The organism is Streptomyces sp. NPDC043996, from assembly GCF_056435225.1.
The window spans coordinates 208,074-225,281 of record NZ_JBWKEY010000018.1; the positions used below are offsets into that span (position 1 = coordinate 208,074).

Genomic DNA, 17,208 nt, shown 5'->3' on the forward strand with positions numbered 1-17,208 from the left:
CGAGGCATCAGGCACCTGCCCAGCATCGGCCGGAGCGTGCGGGCCCGCCACTCGGGGCGGGCCCGCGGGGTGGGTCCCGGGGGCGGGGAGAGGGCGCGGGATCAGAAGTTGATCATGTGTCCGGCCAGGCCGTGCACGGCTTCCTTGACGGCCTCACCGAGCGTCGGGTGGGCGTGGACGTTGCGGGCCACCTCGTGCACCGTGAGGTCCCACTGCTGGGCCAGGGTCAGCTCGGGAAGCAGCTCGGTGACGTCCGGGCCGATCAGGTGGGCGCCGATGATCTCGCCGTACTTCGCGTCACTGATGATCTTGACGAAGCCGACCGTGTCGCCGAGGCCGTGCGCCTTGCCGTTCGCCTGGAACGGGAACTTGGCGACCTTGACGTCGAAGCCCTTCTCCTTGGCCTGCGCCTCCGTCCAGCCGAAGCTCGCGATCTGCGGCTGCGAGTAGGTGGCGCGCGGGATCATCGGGTAGTCGAGCTCCATCGTCTCGGCGTCCCCGATGGTCTCGGCCGCCACCACGCCCATGGACTCGGCGGTGTGGGCGAGCATCAGCTTGGCCGTGACGTCGCCGATGGCGTAGATGTGCGGCACGCTCGTGCGGCAGCGGCCGTCGACGTCGATCGCGCCGCGCTCGGTGAGCGCCACGCCCGTCGCCTCCAGGCCGTAGCCGGTGACGTTGGGCGCGAAGCCGATGGCCTGGAGCACCTTGTCGGCCTCGAGGACCTGGCTCTTGCCGTCCTTGCCCGTGACGGTGACGCGGACCTGCGGGCCCGACTCGTCGATCGTCTCCACACGCGTCGAGGTCAGCACGTCGATACCGAGCTTGCGGTACTGCTTGCCGAGCTCCTTGGAGACGTCCTCGTCCTCAAGGGGCGCGATCCGGTCCAGGAACTCGACGATCGTGACCTTCACGCCGTAGTTGTGCAGGACGTACGCGAACTCGATGCCGATCGCGCCCGCGCCCGCGATCACGATGGACCGCGGCAGCTCGTCGGCGAGGATCTGCTCCTCGTACGTCACCACGCGGTCGCTGCGGCGGGTGCCCGGCAGCAGCTTCGGCGTGGCGCCCGTGGCGATAATGCAGTTGTCGAAGCCGATCGTGGCGGTCGTGCCGTCGGACTTCGCGACCTGGAGGGTGTTCGCGTCCAGGAAGGTGCCCCGGCCGTCGAACTCCGTGATCTTGTTCTTCTTCATCAGGAAGTGGACGCCCTTGACGCGGCCGTCCGCGACCGTGCGGCTGCGCCGGAACGCCTCGCCGTAGTCGAACGACACCTCGCCGTCGACCTTGATGCCGTACGTCTTGGCCTCGTGCGTGAACAGGTGCGCCAGTTCGGCGTTGCGCAGGAGGGCCTTCGTCGGGATGCAGCCGACGTTGAGGCAGACGCCGCCCCAGTACTTCTCCTCCACGACCGCGACCCGCTTGCCCAACTGGGCGGCGCGGATGGCGGCTACGTAACCGCCGGGTCCAGCTCCGAGCACGACGACGTCGAAGCGGTCATCCATGGGGTGGTTCCTCTCTGCGTTGCGATGCTGCGTGCGGCAGCGTGGTGTGGCTGCCCCGATCATCCGTCATCCGGGACCCGGCGCGCCGCCCGGGTCGGCAACCGGGCGCCGTGGCCTTTGTTACGGCCGCACGCCGGGCGTCCGGACGTCCCGGGTCAAGCCTGGCGCGGGCGGCGCCAAGTGACCTCGCCATCCTGCCGCTCGGCGGTGGCGGCGAGCCCGGCCGCGCGGGCCACGGCGGCGGACGCGGCGTGGCCGGGGTGGACGTGCGCGACGACCGAGGTCACGGCCGGGTGCCCGAACAGCCAGGCGACGAGCGCCCGCGCCGCCTCGGAGGCGAAGCCGCGCCCCTGCCAGGCCGTGCCCACCACCCAGGCCACCTCGGCGGTCAGCTCACCGGGGCCGCCGCCCGGGGCGACGGTCGCCTGCACGGTGCCCGCGGCGCGGCCGTCGGCGCGCACGCGGACGACCCAGTTGCACCAGGACACCGCCGGGTCGGGGGCACCGGCGAGCACGCGCGCGTACCGGGCGCGCAGGGCGGCCAGGTCGTCCGGCGCGCCCCCGATGAACGCGTGCAGCGCCGGGTCGGACAGGACGGCGGCCATCTCCTCGGCGTGCGCGGGGCGCAGTGGTTCAAGGGTGAGGCGCTCGGTGGTGAACTCCTCGGGGGCGATCCTGTCCACGCCTCCCGCGCCACCGGCTCCGGGAGCGTGACCGGAAGGGCGGGCGGTGTCGTGCTCGCCGTCCAGGGGGTCGCGGTCAGCGGTGCTCATACGGGCTCCTTCGGCGCGGGGCAGGGGGCTTCAGACGCGGATGGGGCGGTCGGTGCCCCGACTTCCGCCAACCGTCCGCGCCCGCGATCTCTTCCCGCGCGTGCGGGTGCCGCGCCGCTGGTCAGTGCCCGTGCGCCGAGTACACGTCCAGGCGCCCGCACATTCCGAACCGGCCGCGCTCCACCGGTTGTTCCGCGTGCACCTGGGCGCGCGTGAGGTGGGTCGGGTCGCCGTCGGCGAGGCGGTCGGGATCAGCACGTGCAGGGCCAACGCGTCCTCGTTGACCAGGCGGTGGACGGTGCCCGGTGTGAACCGCACCAGCGCTCCGGGCGCGAGCGGAGTCTCGCCGGAACCCGGCCGCGATGAGGGTCTGCACGGCCCCGCGGCCGCCGCTGACCGCGAAGCCCTCCGTACCGGCGAGGTGGACGTGCGGGGTGCCGCCGCGCAGCCCGTCGGCGGCGGGTGGTGCCTGCGGAGCGGGGGACGTGCCGGGCGCGGGCACGGCGGGCCTCCTGGGGCCGGACGGGCACCCGGCGGCTCGCGGACGGTCGTGGACCGCTTCCGGCCGTTCCCGGACTGCTTCCGGACAACATTGTGCGGCCCCCGATGCTCGGGACATCGGGGGCCGCGTACCTCGGCTGCCTCCCCCCACGAAAGGTGGCCGAGGGGTCTGGGGGAGCGGGGCGTCAGAAGTTCAGGAGGGCCCCTTCGTTGAGCGCCGCGTTCTTCACGCACGGGTTGCCGAACGTGGTGGTCCACGCGACGTGCTTGCCCTGCCAGACGCCGCTCACGGAGACGACGACAGGGTTCCACTCCTTGGTACACATGGCCTTCGGCGCCTTGTCGACCAGGGCGTCGAACCGCGCCTCCACGGCGTCGAGTTCGGCGCACGCGGCCCGGGGGGCCGGGTGGGTGCCCTGGGCCCTGGGCGCACAGGTCAGGGTGACGGCACGCTGGACCGTCGCCGTGGCGGCGTCTTCGCCCTGGCCGACGGTGAGCACCAGGTCCGACGGCGCGAACAGGCTCGTCGGCTTCGGCGCTTCGGCGTGGGCCGTGCCGGCGGTGACCGCGGTGACGGTCAGGACGCTGGCGGCCACGGCCACGGCCGTGCTCACGGTCTTGACGAGGTGACGCACTTTGACGCTCCTTCAATGCGGGTGGGCGGTGCGCGGGTGGTGTTGCGCACCGGTACTGCTGGGAGTTACGGACGGGTTGCGTGCCGTAACGGTGATTGCGGTCGGGAGTCTTGCAAGTGCGCTGAGTGAGCGGCAACCGGATGGTCGATTTCCGGATGATTGCGTCCGCTGAGCGACCTCCGAATGGACGTTCGGGCAGCTCAGGGCGGTCCGGCTGGCCCGCCCCACGCGCCCGGCGCGCCGGTTTGACTCGGTCGTATAACCAAGAACAACCATCTGACCTGGGAGAATGAGCGGTTGGTCGTTTTTCGCGACGCGGGCTTCGACCGGAAAGAGGTGCTTGACCCAGCGGGGGGCCAACGGCTACTCGGCGGGTCCCAGAGGTCGAGCCGGGGCCGTGCGACCCCTGGTTCCCTCGGTGCGAGGATGGACGTTCGTGCAGGTCAGAGGCGTACGGGTGGGCCGCTCCTGGCTAGCGGCCGGCCACGGCGCGGCGCGCGAGCGAGGGGCTGAGCCGCCGTCCCGCCTCGAACGCGGTTGTGTACGGTCCCTCGCCGAGGCCCGCGCGGGCGGCGGCCTCCGCCCGGTCCACGTCCCGCCGTTCGCCCGGCGGCAGCGGCGCCCCGACGGAGGCGCGGGCCGCCGTGGCCGCCCCCAGGAGCGTCGCGGCGGCCTCGTGCGCGCCCGCGGCCGCCTCGGCCCCGGCGAGGCCCTCCAGGGCGAGCGCGAGCGCCCTCGGGTCCCCCAGGCCCCGCGCGGTCTCGAAGCCCTCCGCGTGCAGGGCGCGGGCCGCGTCCGGGTCGCCGCGCTGCTCCGCCGCGAACCCCAGCTCGGCCAGGGCGAGGGTCACGCCCGGCCCGTAGTCGGCCGTGCGGAACCACTCCAGGAGGTCGCGCATGTACCCCTCGGCGCCGTCCAGGTCGCCCTCCCTGCGCGCCCCGAGGCCGAGCCCGATCAGGGCGTCGACCTCGCCGGAGCGGAAGCCGTGGTCCCGCGCCAGGGAGAGCGCCCGCCCGTGATCGGCGCGGGCCCGCGCGGTGTCGCCGGTCAGCAGCGCGATCCGGCCAAGTCCGGACAGCCGCTTGGAGGCCTCCGCCCACAGGCCGAGGTCCTCCGCGATGGCCAGTCCCGCACGGTGCAGCCGCGCGGCCCCGGCGTAGTCGCCCGCGATCTCGGCGAGCGTGGCCAGCGGGAACACCGTCTGCAACTGGCCCCAGCCGTCCCCGAGTTCACGGAAGATCCGGGCGCTGCGCTCGCTGTCGTGGCGCACGGCCGCCAGGTCGCCGTGCGCCATCGCGTGCCGCGCCCGCACGCTGAGCGCGGCCGCGGTGCCCCAGGCGTCGCCGACGGAGGCGAAGGCTTCCAGGGCCTCGTTCACCAGACGCTCACCGGCGTCCACCGCACCCGCGCCGAGCTGCGCCGAGCCGAGGATCCACAGCGCGGTGGCCCACCCCGAGGGGTCGTCGACCCCCTCGTACGCGGCCAGCGCCGCCCGGATCGCGGGGTGCTCGCCCGCGACGGAGGGGATGTCGGAGGGGGCGCTGCCCGCGCCGGTACCGGGACAGGCGTCGGCGAAGGTGTTCGCGAACGCGTCGGTGGAGGTGTCGGCGGGGGTGGTTGGGGCGTTGGTGAAGGCCGAGTCGCTGGAGGAGTCGGCTGGGGAGGTGGTGGAGGCGTCTCCGGAGTGGCTGCCGGAAGCGCCGACGGAGGCGCGGGCGGAGGTGCCTGCGGTAGCGGCGGCCGGGGCGTCGGGGAAGGCCGTGCCGGTGGAGGCGCTGGCGGTGAGGGCGGCGGAGGTGCGGCCGGAAGTGTCGGCGGAGGTGTCCGGGGCGGGGGTGCCCGCGGCGTCGGTGGAGGCTGTGTTGCCGGAGGTGTGGGTGGCGGGGCTGGCTCCGGAGGCGGTCGACGTGCCGACGGCAGTGGCGGTGGCCATGGCGGTGCCGCCGCAGGCGGCGGTTGCGGTGCCCGGGGCAGGGGTGTGCGTGGCGTTGGTGAGGGCTGTGCCGCTGGCGGTGTTGGTGGCGGAGGCGGTTGAGGTGGCGGTGGCCATGGCGGCGGCGGTGCTGGCGGAGGTGGCGGTAGTGGTGTGCGCGGCGGGGGTGTGCGCGGCGTCGGCGGAAGCCGTGTCGTCGGAGGTGGCGGTGGCCAGGGCGGTGGAGGTGCTGGCGGACGTGCCTGTGGTGTGGGCGTTCAGGGCGTCGGTGGGGGCCGTGTCGTCGGAGGCGGCGCTGGCCACGGCGGTGGAGGTGCTGCCGGACGTGCCCGCGGCCAGGCCGTTCAGGGCGTCGGTGAAGGCCGTGTCGCCCTCGCGCAGGGCGATGCCGGTCCGCCAGGCGAGGGCGAGCGCCCGTGCCGCGGCGGTGTCCGGCGGCAGCCCGGCGGAGTCGGGGGCGAGTGCGAGGGCCGCGTCCAGGGCCCGGCGCGCCTCGGCGGCGCGGCCGCGCACCACCCAGTACCAGGCGAGCGCGTTCACCATCCGCAACGCCCGCGCCACCGCCCCGCGCTCGACCGCCGTGTCCAGGGCCCGGCGCAGATTGCCGCTCTCCTCGTCGAGCCGTTCCAGCCACCGCCGCTGCCGCGGCCCGCGCAGCGACGCGCCGCCGCGCTCGGCGAGCGCGGCGTAGTGCGCGCTGTGCCGGTCGCGCACCTCCTCGGACTCGCCCGCCGCCCGCAACCGCTCAAGGCCGTACGCCCGTACGGACTCAAGGACGCAGTAGCGCGGCCCGTCCGGCCGGTCGGAGGCCACCACGAGCGAGCGGTCCACGAGCCGCGCGAGCAGGTCGAGGACGTCGGATCCCGGCACCGCGCCGCCCGCGCCCACCGCCTCGGCCGCGTCAAGGGCGCAGCCGTCGTGCACGGCGAGCCTGCGCAGCACCGTGTGCTCGGGCACGCTCAGGAGCGACCAGCTCCAGTCGATGACCGCGCGCAGCGTGCGCTGGCGGGCCGGGGCCCCGCGCAGACCGCGGGCGAGCACCGCGAACCGGTCGTCGATGCGGGCCAGCAGGCCGTGCACCCCCAGCGTCCGTACGCGCGCGGCGGCCAGTTCCAGCGCCAGCGGAAGCCCGTCGAGACGGACGCACAGCTCCGCGACGGCCTCCGCGTCGTCCGCGCCGAGCGCCGCCCCGGAGGCGAGCCCGGCCCGCTGCGCGAACAGCTCCCTGGCGCCGTCGAGGTCCAGCGGCGGCACCGCCCACACCCGCTCACCGCTCAGGTCCAGCGGCTCCTGGCTGGTCGCGAGGACGGTCAGGCCCGGCACGTCCCGCAGCAGGGCGGCGGCCGCGGCGGCCACCGCATCCACCAGGTGCTCGCAGTTGTCGAGCACAAGCAGCAGCCGCCGCTCCCGCACGGCTCGCGTCAGCCGTACGAGCGCGTCCCGCGGCGCGCCAGGACCCGGCTCCTCGTGCAGGCCGAGCACCCGGGCCACGGCCTCGGCGACGGCGACGGCGCCCGCGTCCTGGCCGCGCCCCGCGTCGATCCCGCCGAGCTCGACGAGCCACACCCCGTCGGGGAAGTCGCCGACGAGCCCGCCCGCCGCCGCCACCGCGAGGCGCGTCTTGCCCACGCCGCCCGGTCCGGTGAGCGTCACCAGGCGGCTGGCGCTCAGGAGCCCGCGCACCCCGGGCACGGCGTCGTCGCGGCCGACCAGGGCGGAGACAGGGGAGGGGAGGTTGGTGCGCGGGCCGGACGGGGCGGAAGCCCGCTCGGGCCGGGGCGGTTCCACGGCGGGCCCCGGCGGCGGTCCGTCGAGCGACGGGTCCTGGCGCAGGATCGCCCCGTGCAGCGCGGCGAGCTCGGGCCCCGGCGCCAGGCCGAGCTCGTCCGCGAGCCGCCGCCGCAGGTCCTCGTACGCGGCGAGCGCCTCCGTCTGCCTGCCCGAGCGGTACAGCGCCCGCAGCTGCGCGGCCCGCAGCCGCTCCCGCAGCGGATGGCGTACGACAAGACCGGCGAGGTCCGCGGCCAGCGACGCGTGCTCACCGGACTCCAGGCGCGCCTCGGCCAGCTCCTCGCGCGCGGTGAGGCGGGCCTCCTCCAGGCGCTCGACGGCGCCCCGCGCGAACGGCTCACCGGCGAAGTCGGCGAACGCGTCACCGCGCCACAGCTCAAGGGCCCCGGCGAGCAGCCGCGCCCGCTCCCCGGGCGCCGCCGCGTCCCGCGCCCGCTCGAGGGCCGTCGCGAACCGCGCCGCGTCCACCGCGTCCGGCGCGACCCGCAGGGCGTACCCCGCGGGTCCCGAAGTCACCAGCTCCCTGCCGCCCGGCTCGGCCCGCTCCAGGGCGCGGCGCAGCTGGGACACCTTGCCCTGGAGGGCGTTGGCGGGGTGGTCCGGCAGCTCCTCGCCCCACAGCCCGTCGATGAGCCGCTCGGCGGACACCGCGTGACCGGGGTGCACAAGCAGCTGGGCGAGCAGCGCGCGGACCTTGGCACCGGGCACGGCGACGGGCACTCCGTCCCTCGTCCCCACCAGCAGCGGACCGAGCACCCCGAATCGCATGCCGTCGACCCTAACGCGCCTGGTGAACGCGGGTGTCGGGGAGGCGAAAGGGACCGGCAGGCAACCGGCAGCGAACCGGCAGCGAACCGAAAGCGCCCGCCCGCAAGGTGAGGACCACAGGCCGCGAGCGACCGGCGACCGGCCCTCACCCCGGAGCGAGACCATGAGCACCAGCCCCATCAGCCCCACCAGCCCTGCCAGCCAGAGCGGCACCACCACCCCGAGCGTCCCGAGCGGCCAGAACAGCCCCACGACCGTCACCGTGATCGGCCTCGGCAACCTCGGCCAGGTCCTGGCCCGGACCTTCCTGGACCAGGGCCACAAGGTCACCGTCTGGAACCGCTCGCAGGACAAAGCGGACGAACTCGTCGCCCGCGGTGCCACGTTGGCGCCCACCCCGGCCGCCGCCGTCGCGGCGAGCGACCTCATCGTCGTCTGCGTCCTGGACTACACGACGGTCACCAGCCTGCTCACGCCCGTCGGCGAAGGACTCGCGGGCCGCGTCGTCGTCAACCTCACCTCGGGCACCCCCGAGCCCGCCCGCGAGCTGGCCACCTGGGTCACCGAGCGGGGCGCGGGCTACGTCGACGGCGCGGTGTACGCCATCCCGCAGACCGTCGGAACGCCGGAGGCCTTCATCCTGTACAGCGGCGACCAGGCCGCCTTCGCCCGCTACCGGACGCTCCTGGAGCCGCTCGGCGCCCCGGTGTTCGTCGGCGGCGACGCCGGGCTCGCGCCGGTGCACGACGTGGCGCTGCTCAGCGGCATGTACGGGATGTTCGCGGGCTTCTTCCAGACGGTGGCCGTCGGCCGCTCCGCGGGCATCGAGGCGGCCCAGGTCACCGAGCTCCTCGTCCGCTGGCTGAAGGAGGCCCTCGCCGCCCTGCCCGCCTTCGCCGCCGAGATCGACGCGGGCGACTACCGCACCGAGACCTCCAACATCGACATCAACGCCGTCGGCCTCGCCAACATCCTCACCGCCACCCGGGCCCAGGGCGTGGGCGTCGACCTCCTCGCCCCGCTGCACGACCTCTTCCAGCGGCAGCTGGCCGAGGGCCACGGAGCCGAGAGCATGGCCCGCGCCATCGAGTCCCTGCGGTAGCCCCACCCGGTCCGTATACAAGTCGTCAGGGTGGTGTCAACGTCCTGGTGGGAGCTGCAAAGGAAGTGTCAAGGGCTATGTCCGGTGCCCGGGAAACCAGCTTCGGTTGGGGAAGTCACCCAGCAAGCGGAGGAGTTGAGGGCATGAGCGCGGAGCACGTGGTGGGCATCCTGATCGCATTCGGCCTCGTCGGGTACCTCGTCCTCGCACGGCGATTCCCGGAGAGGTTCTGACACCGGCGCGATGACGGACGTACGACCCGGACAGCTGAAGGTCTACCTCGGAGCGGCACCGGGGGTCGGAAAGACCTGCCGCATGCTCGACGAGGGGCGGCGCCGAGCCGCCCGCGGCGCGGACGTCGTCGTCGGCTACGTCGAGTGCCACCGGCGTCCGCACACGGAGGCCGCCCTGCACGAAGCGCGCGCCCAGGGCGTGGCCGTCGTCGACCCCGCCCGCTGCTCCTACCAGGGCGCCGAGTTCACCGAGCTCGACCTGGACGCGGTGCTCGCCCGCCGCCCGCAGGTCGCGCTCGTCGACGACTTCGCCCACACCAACGTCCCCGGAGAAGGCCGCAACCCCAAGCGCTGGCAGGACATCGACCGGCTGCTCACCGCCGGGATCGACGTCGTGACGACGATCAACATCCAGCACATGGAGTCCCTCAACGACGTCGTTGAGAAGATCACCAAGGTGCCGCAGGGCGAGACCGTCCCCGACGACGTGGTGCGCCGCGCCCACCAGGTCGAACTCGTCGACATCGCCCCCGAGTCGCTGCGCCGCCGCATGGCGCACGGCAACATCCACGCTCCCGAGAAGGTCGACGCGGCCCTGGCCAACTACTTCCGGACCGGCAACCTCACGGCGCTGCGCCAGCTCGCCCTGCTGTGGGTCGCCGACCGCGTCGACGAGGCCCTCCAGGAGTACCGCTCCGAACACGGCATCGGCGGCGTGTGGGAGACCCGCGAACGCGTCGTCGTCGGGCTCACCGGCGGCCCCGAGGGCGACACCCTGGTCCGCCGTGCCGCCCGCATCGCCGACCGCTCGGTGGGCGGCGAACTGCTCGCCGTGCACGTCACGCGCAGCGACGGACTCGCCGCCGGGACCTCGCACGCCTCCCTGACCCGCCAGCGGCGCCTGGTGGAGGACCTCGGCGGCAGCTACCACTCGGTCGTCGGCGACGACGTGGCCACCGCCCTGGTGGAGTTCGCGCGCGCCGAGAACGCCACCCAGCTCGTGCTCGGCTCCAGCCGCCGCGGCCGCTTCGAACGGTTCCTCACCGGCCGCGGCACCGGCGAGTCCGTCGTCGAGGCCTCCGGGGACATCGACGTCCACACCGTGACCCACGAGCGCGCCGGAGCGGGCACCCTGCTGCCGTCCCGCAGACGCACCCTGTCGGGCCCGCGCCGCGTCGGCGGGCCCGTCGCCGGGCTGCTCCTGCCGCTCGCGCTCACCTCGTTCCTCGACCTGGACGTCGCCCGCGAGCACCTGAACCTCACCAGCGAGGCCCTGCTGTTCCTGCTCGCCGTGGTCGGCGTGGCCTGCATCGGCGGCGTCGCCTCCGCGGTGGTCGCCTCCGTCACCGCGTCCCTGCTGCTCAACTACTGGTTCATGCCGCCCGTCGGGCACTTCACCCTCGGCGACCCCAACAGCATGATCGCGCTCGTGGTGTTCGCGATCGTCGCCGCCACCGTCGCCGCCGTCGTCGACCGCTCGCTGCGCCTGTCGCGGCGCTCGGCCCGCGCCACCGCCGAGGCGGAGACCATGTCCTCGCTCGCGGGCACCATCGTGCGCGGCGGGCGGCCCATCCCCGCCCTCCTCGACCGGGCCCGCGAGGCCTTCGGCGTGGACGTCGCCGACCTCGTCGAGGAGCCGCCCGACACCACGGACCCGCTGGTGACCGCCGTGCCCGCGGGCACCGACGCCTATCTGGTGCTGCGCGGCCGCCCGCTGCCCTCCGCCGACCGGCGCGTTCTCGCCGCGTTCGCCGCGCACGTCGGCGCCGCCGTGGAGCGGGCCCGGCTCGCCGAGGCCGCCGCCGAGGTGGAGCCGGTGAAGGCCGCCGACCGGATGCGCACGGCCCTGCTGCGCGCGGTCGGCCACGACCTGCGCACCCCGCTGGCCGCGGCCCTCGCCGCGATCGGCTCGCTGCGCAGCCGCGACCTGGACTTCTCCGAGCAGGACCGGCAGGAGCTGCTCGCCACCGCCGACGAGTCGATGACCAAGCTGAACCGCCTTGTCGACAACCTGCTCGACATGAGCCGCCTGCAGGCGGGCGCCCTGAAGCTGGAACTGCGCGCCACCGCCCTGGAGGAGGTCCTGCCGCCCGCCCTGGACTCGCTGCCGGTGACCTGCCCGGTCGACACCGGCAGCCTGGAGGAGATCCCCGCCGTCCTCGCCGACCCGCCGCTCCTGGAACGGGTGCTCGCCAATCTGGTGGGCAACGCCGCCCGCCACACCCCGCCCGGCGAGAAGGTCCTGGTCACCGCGAGCGCCCTGGCGGGCCGCGTGGAGGTGCGCGTGGTCGACCGGGGCCCCGGGCTCCCCGCCGCCGACCGCGACCGCGTCTTCGAGCCGTTCCAGCGCCTCGGCGACACCGACAACACCACGGGCCTCGGCCTCGGCCTCGCCCTCTCCCGGGGGCTCACCGAGGCCATGGACGGCACCCTCACGCCCGAGGACACCCCCGGCGGCGGACTCACGATGGTCCTCTCCCTGCCCTTCGCCGAGAGCATGGCCGAAGGCTTGGCCGAAGGCTTGTCGGAGGTGAACGCTGCGCGCGGCTCTGGCGTCTGGCATTCTGAGCGCCTTTAAGTGGTGGGCGCAGCCATCACCCCCGAGCCCAGAGACGAGACCTATGGCACGCGGCAAGCTTCGGATCTATGTGGGGGCGGCACCGGGCGTCGGCAAGACGTACGCGATGCTGTCCGAGGCGCACCGGCGGGTCGAACGCGGCACCGACTGCGTCGTGGCCTTCGTGGAGCACCACGACCGTCCCCGTACGGAAGTGATGCTGCACGGCCTGGAGCAGGTGCCGCGCGCGGAGTTGGAGTACCGGGGCGCGAAGTTCACGGAGATGGACATCGACGCCGTCCTGCGGCGCGCCCCGGCGGTGGCGCTCGTCGACGAACTCGCGCACACCAACGTGCCGGGCTCGCGCAACGCCAAGCGCTGGCAGGACGTCGAGGAGCTCCTCGACGCAGGCGTCGACGTGATCTCGACCGTGAACATCCAGCACCTGGAGTCGCTCGGCGACGTGGTCGAGTCGATCACCGGGGTGCGCCAGCGCGAGACGGTGCCCGACGAGGTGGTGCGGCGCGCGGACCAGATCGAGCTGGTCGACATGTCGCCGCAGGCCCTGCGCCGCCGCATGGCGCACGGCAACATCTACAAGGCCGACAAGGTCGACGCGGCGCTCTCCAACTACTTCCGTCCCGGCAACCTGACAGCGCTGCGGGAGCTGGCCCTGCTGTGGGTCGCGGACCGCGTGGACGAGTACCTCCAGCAGTACCGCGGCGAACACGACATCCGCTCCACCTGGCAGGCCCGCGAGCGCATCGTCGTCGGCCTGAGCGGCGGACCCGAGGGGCGCACCCTGCTGCGCCGCGCCGCCCGGCTCGCGGAGAAGGGCGCGGGCGGCGAGGTCCTCGCCGTCTACATCTCCCGCAGCGACGGCCTGACCTCGGCCTCGCCCAAGGAGCTCGCGGTCCAGCGCACCCTCGTCGAGGACCTCGGCGGCTCCTTCCACCAGGTCGTGGGCGAGGACATCACCGTGGCGATCCTGGACTTCGCCCGGGGCGTGAACGCCACCCAGATCGTCCTCGGCGTCTCGCGCCGCAAGGCCTGGCAGAACATGTTCGGGCCCGGCGTCAGCGCGATGATCGCCCAGGAGTCGGGACCCGACCTGGACGTCCACCTCGTCACGCACGACGAGGTGGGCACCGGCACCGGACTGTCCAGGACGCCGCGCAGCGCGCGGCTCAGCCGCGACCGGATCATCTGGGGCTGGCTCATCGGCATCGGCGGGCCGACCCTGCTCACGCTGCTGCTGCGGGTCGTGGCGCCAGGGCTCGGCCTCGCCAACGACATGCTGCTGTTCCTGAGCGTGACGGTCGCGGCCGCCCTGCTCGGCGGACTCCTGCCCGCGCTCGCCTCCGCCGCGTTCGGCTCCCTGCTCCTGAACTACTTCTTCACGCCACCGGTCCACCACATACTGATCTCCAACCCCCGGAACATCGTCGCCCTCGTGATCTTCGTGGCGGTCGCGGTGTCCGTGGCGTCCGTGGTCGACCTGGCGGCCCGGCGCACCCACCAGGCGGCCCGGCTGCGGGCGGAGTCCGAGATACTGTCCCACCTCGCGGGCAGCGTGCTGCGCGGCGAGAACAGCCTGGAGTCGCTCCTGGAGAGCGTCCGGGAGACCTTCGCCATGGACTCCGTGGCGCTCATGGAGCGCGAGAGCGACATCTCCCTGTGGGGCCGGGTGGCGAGCGTCGGCACGGACTCGCACCCGGCGCGCCCGGAAGACGCCGATGTGGACATGCCGGTCGGGGACTACATGTCCCTCGCGCTCACGGGCCGGATGCTGCCCGCCGAGGACCGGCGCGTGCTCGCCGCGTTCGCCGCGCAGGCCGCCGTCGTCCTGGACCGCCAGCGGCTGCAGTCCGAGGCCCAGAAGGCCCGCACCCTCGCCGAGGGCAACCGCATCCGCACCGCCCTGCTCGCCGCCGTCAGCCACGACCTGCGCAGCCCGCTCGCCGGGATCAAGGCGTCGGTCTCCTCGCTGCGCTCCGACGACATCGAGTGGTCCGAGGAGGACCAGGCCGAACTCCTCGAAGCGATCGAGGCGGGCGCCGACCGGCTCGACCACCTCGTCGGCAACCTCCTGGACATGTCCCGCCTCCAGACCGACACGGTCGCGCCCATGGTCCGCGAGATCGACCTGGACGAGGTGGTGCCGATGGCCCTGGAGAGCATCACGGGCCGCGCCGACGACGTCCTCCTCGACATCCCCGAAGAGCTGCCCATGGTGGCCGCCGACAAGGGCCTGCTTGAGCGCGCGGTCGCCAACATCATAGAGAACGCCCTGAAGTACAGCCCCGAGGGCGACGCCGTCCTCGTGGCGGCCAGCGCCCTGGCCGACCAGGTCCAGGTGCGGGTCGTGGACCGCGGCCCCGGAGTGCCGGACGACGGCAAGGAGCGCATCTTCGAGCCGTTCCAGCGCTACGGGGACTCGCCGCGCGGCAGCGGCGTCGGCCTCGGCCTCGCCGTCGCCCGCGGCTTCACCGAGGCGATGGGCGGCAGCCTCTTCGCGGAGGACACCCCCGGCGGCGGACTCACCATGGTGCTCATCCTGCGGATGGTCCCCGGACGCCCGCAGACCCGGCCGGACCTCCCGGCCTCGGCCACCTCGTAGCGTCGGCGGGCACCCCCGCTCGCGGGGCGCCCGCCGGTCGGGGTCAGCCGAGCCGCACGGTGAGCTTCTGCGTGGCGCCCCGCGCGGCCGCGAGGTCACCGAACACGACCCGCAGGGACGCGCCCGTGGCCACGGAGGTGACCGTGGCGGGCTTGGCGGTGACCGCGGCCACCGGCCGGTGCCACGTCACCGTCAGGCCCGCTCCGGCGGCGCGGGCCGGATCGCTGACGCACACCGTCGCCGTCCCGTCCCGCCGCTCGCCGACCAGCACGGCGCAGGGCCCGCTCGCGGTCAGCGGCCCGGCCGTGCCGCCCGCCCAGAAGTTCACGGCGGTGCAGCCGAGCGCGGGCACGCTGATCCCCTGCCGCGCCCCGGAGTTGGCGAGGACCCGCAGCCAGTCCGCGTCGGCGGCGCGCTCGGCGGTGCGGGCCGCGCTCGCCCCCGGCAGGAGCACATAGGCGTACGTCGCGTCCGTGGGATCGGTGCCGTGGTCGACGTACAGCGTGAGGTAGGTGCGGGTGCGCGGCGCGGTGGAGCCGCCCCTGTTGATGTCGCTCCACCTGCCGGTGCGCGGCTCGCGCAGCGCCCGCACGGTGGCGCCGCCGGGGAAGACATAGCCGCCGTGGCCGCCGATGTGCGCCCACCTGGCGCCGGTCAGGGTCGCCGACCACGGTGTGGTGACGGGCTCGCTGAAGCCGTCGGCCTGGAAGGGGGCACGGCTCACCGCCCCCAGGTTGCGGTTCTCGACCGTCGACTCCACGGCGGTGCCGTCCGCGCAGGTGATGCCCGCGCCCAGACACACGACCGCGTCGTCCAGGCAGAACCACGACTTGCGCGCCGACAGCGTGCTCCGCAGGCCCTTCAGGTGCTGCCCGAGCGCGGCCCGCGCACCGTCCGTGGCGCCGCCCACCCAGCTCACGGCCGGACGCGCGGCCCCCCAGTCGCCGCCCGCGCCGTCCGCGAGCACCTTGCGCGAGGCGGTGGTCCCGGGCAGCCGGTAGGGGTCGACGGTGGGCCAGAAGGCGTCGCTGTACTGGCCGTTGGCATAGGTGTCGCCCCACCAGTACAGCAGCCCAGAGCCGGTGTGCCAGCCGCGGAGGTTCTCGCCGTTGCCGGTCTCGTAGTACGTGATCCGCGCGTCGGCCATGCTGATCGACGCGGCCCAGCCGGGGCGCCGGTGCGTGGCCCGCGCCATGTTCGGGAACAGCCGGTGGCCGGTCGGCTCCGGCAGCGGGGCGACGTCCGCGTCGTCCTCGACCTCCTTGATCCTGGCGAGAGCCGCGAGGCCCAGCTGCGGGTCGGCGAGCGGCGGGCTGTAGGAGTCGCGGCGGGCCCAGCCCTTCACCAGGCCCCGCCAGCGGGCCCGTTCGGCCGGGGACGCGCTCTCGCCGAGCAGCACGATCGCCGCCAGGATCGCGTGCCCGCGCAGATGGTCGTCGGACTGGACGGCCCCGGCGTCCGAGGCGGCGACGCCCCGGCTGAGGGCACGGCCCGCGACGCCGTCCATGACCAGGCCGTTGTAGAGGAACGGCGCCCACGCCCTCTCGACGGCGTCGCGCACGACGCTCTGGTGCGGGTCCGTCACCTCCCACGGCGACCCGGCGAGCAGCGCGAACAGCAGGCCGAGCCCGCCGAGCAGCACCGCCCCGTACGAGCCGGTGTACGGCACGGAGGTGTGCTGGATGAACGAGCCGTCGTCGTACAGGCCGTCGCCGCTGGTCACATAGGGGAAGACCGGGGACAGCGCGTCCCGCGCGAGCGCGACCTTCGCCGCGTTCGCGCCCACCACGCCGCGCAGCGCGAGCACCCGGCACAGGTCCACGCGGTTGGCGCCGGTGCTGGTGCCGGTGTAGCGGGCGACCGCCGAGTCAGGTACGAAGTGGTCGACCGCCGCGCAGAAGCGGGACACCTGGTCCGGCGACAGCGCGTCGTACAGCAGCACACAGGTGTCGAGCAGCGCCTGCGGGGCGCCGATCTGCCAGCTCCACCAGTTGCCGAAGCGCTGCTGACGCTCGTGGTAGACCCGCGCGTACAGGTGGTCGAGCCCGGTGAGGACGGCGTCGCGAAGGCCGTCGTCCCCGGTCGAGCCCGTGCCGGGCTGGCAGTACGCCTGCGCCATCGTCGCGAGGCGGGTGTAGCTGGCGACGATGTGCGCGGAGTACGTGAACGAGTCCTGGTCCTGGTCCGGTTCGGGGTCGGCGTAGGGCAGGTCGGGCCAGAGCGAGCCGTCCGCGGGCGCCATCGAGACGCGCCACCGCCGGGCCGCGGCGCCCAGGCCCGCCAGGCGGCTCTTGAACGGTTCGTCGGTCGGTCTGAACCCCTCGCCGAGGACGAGGGCGCGCCAGGTGGCGCGCAGGGCGGCGTAGGTGTCGGCGGTGACCGCCCGGCCCGGCGGCGGGGCCCCGGCGGCGGTCAGGGGCGCGGCGAGGGCGAGGGCACAGACACCGGTGGTCGTGAGGAAGGTGCGGCGGGGCCAGGGCAGGGGCATGCGGAACTCCGGGGCGTGGGAGCGGAGAAGGGGCACGTGCCGCGTAGCAAGCGCCTTCTAGCATGCGGTGTGGGGGTGCTCAAGGGGGCGGGGCGGGCTTTCCTCAGCCCTCGGAGGCCGCCTGGCCGCTGGCCGGGTGCGGGCTTTCGCTCGGTGGCGGCGGTCCGATGGCGGGTGCGGGTGCGGGTGCGGGTGCGGGTGCGGGGTTCGGTGGGGGTGGTGGGGTGGTCTGGGCGCGTTCGAGGAAGCGGAGGAGTTCGACGGGGAAGGGCAGGACGAGGGTGGAGTTCTTCTCGGCGGCG

The 17,208-nt window shown here is 74.4% G+C and carries 9 protein-coding genes and 2 pseudogenes; 4 read left to right on the plus strand and 7 right to left on the minus strand.

From position 1 onward, the window contains the following. Positions 1-101: 101 nt before the first annotated feature. The 5 genes and pseudogenes from lpdA to AC07A4_RS37200 all read right to left on the minus strand — a co-directional run bounded on the left by lpdA (position 102) and on the right by AC07A4_RS37200 (position 7,906). Positions 102-1,505 carry a dihydrolipoyl dehydrogenase gene (gene lpdA / locus AC07A4_RS37180; protein ID WP_478607804.1) on the minus strand — a complete coding sequence of 468 codons (1,404 nt, stop codon included), beginning with the start codon at positions 1,503-1,505 and terminating at the stop codon, positions 102-104. A gap of 155 nt (positions 1,506-1,660) precedes the next feature. Continuing rightward, positions 1,661-2,278 carry a GNAT family N-acetyltransferase gene (locus AC07A4_RS37185; RefSeq protein WP_478607806.1) on the minus strand — a complete coding sequence of 206 codons (618 nt, stop codon included), beginning with the start codon at positions 2,276-2,278 and terminating at the stop codon, positions 1,661-1,663. A gap of 249 nt (positions 2,279-2,527) precedes the next feature. After that, positions 2,528-2,780 (minus strand): annotated as a pseudogene (locus AC07A4_RS37190) (cupin); the annotation flags it as partial. A 184-nt stretch (positions 2,781-2,964) separates the two neighbouring features. Continuing rightward, positions 2,965-3,414 carry a subtilase-type protease inhibitor gene (locus AC07A4_RS37195; protein WP_478607807.1) on the minus strand — a complete coding sequence of 150 codons (450 nt, stop codon included), beginning with the start codon at positions 3,412-3,414 and terminating at the stop codon, positions 2,965-2,967. Between the two features lie 472 nt (positions 3,415-3,886). Continuing rightward, the gene (locus AC07A4_RS37200; protein WP_478607809.1) at positions 3,887-7,906 is read right to left on the minus strand and encodes a BTAD domain-containing putative transcriptional regulator; all 4,020 of its coding nucleotides are present in this window, start codon (positions 7,904-7,906) and stop codon (positions 3,887-3,889) included. Positions 7,907-8,069: 163 nt separating this feature from the next. On the opposite strand from AC07A4_RS37200, the gene AC07A4_RS37205 reads away from it, so the two are divergent. The 4 genes from AC07A4_RS37205 (at position 8,070) to AC07A4_RS37220 (ending at position 14,418) form a co-directional block, all read left to right on the plus strand. Continuing rightward, entirely contained in the window at positions 8,070-9,008 is a 939-nt protein-coding gene (locus tag AC07A4_RS37205) for an NAD(P)-dependent oxidoreductase (RefSeq protein ID WP_478607812.1), read from the plus strand. Positions 9,009-9,151: 143 nt separating this feature from the next. After that, positions 9,152-9,241 carry a K(+)-transporting ATPase subunit F gene (locus AC07A4_RS37210; protein WP_478607814.1) on the plus strand — a complete coding sequence of 30 codons (90 nt, stop codon included), beginning with the start codon at positions 9,152-9,154 and terminating at the stop codon, positions 9,239-9,241. Positions 9,242-9,251: 10 nt separating this feature from the next. Then, the gene (locus AC07A4_RS37215) at positions 9,252-11,819 is read left to right on the plus strand and encodes an ATP-binding protein (RefSeq protein ID WP_478607815.1); all 2,568 of its coding nucleotides are present in this window, start codon (positions 9,252-9,254) and stop codon (positions 11,817-11,819) included. Positions 11,820-11,862: 43 nt separating this feature from the next. Beyond that, positions 11,863-14,418, plus strand: a complete 2,556-nt coding sequence (locus AC07A4_RS37220; protein ID WP_478607817.1) for a DUF4118 domain-containing protein — start codon at positions 11,863-11,865, stop codon at positions 14,416-14,418. A 43-nt stretch (positions 14,419-14,461) separates the two neighbouring features. On the opposite strand, the gene AC07A4_RS37225 is transcribed toward AC07A4_RS37220, so the two are convergent. Together AC07A4_RS37225 and AC07A4_RS37230 are read right to left on the minus strand one after the other, a co-directional pair. Beyond that, positions 14,462-16,906, minus strand: a complete 2,445-nt coding sequence (locus AC07A4_RS37225) for a polysaccharide lyase 8 family protein (protein WP_478607819.1) — start codon at positions 16,904-16,906, stop codon at positions 14,462-14,464. Between the two features lie 103 nt (positions 16,907-17,009). Continuing rightward, positions 17,010-17,208 (minus strand): annotated as a pseudogene (locus AC07A4_RS37230) (slipin family protein); the annotation flags it as partial.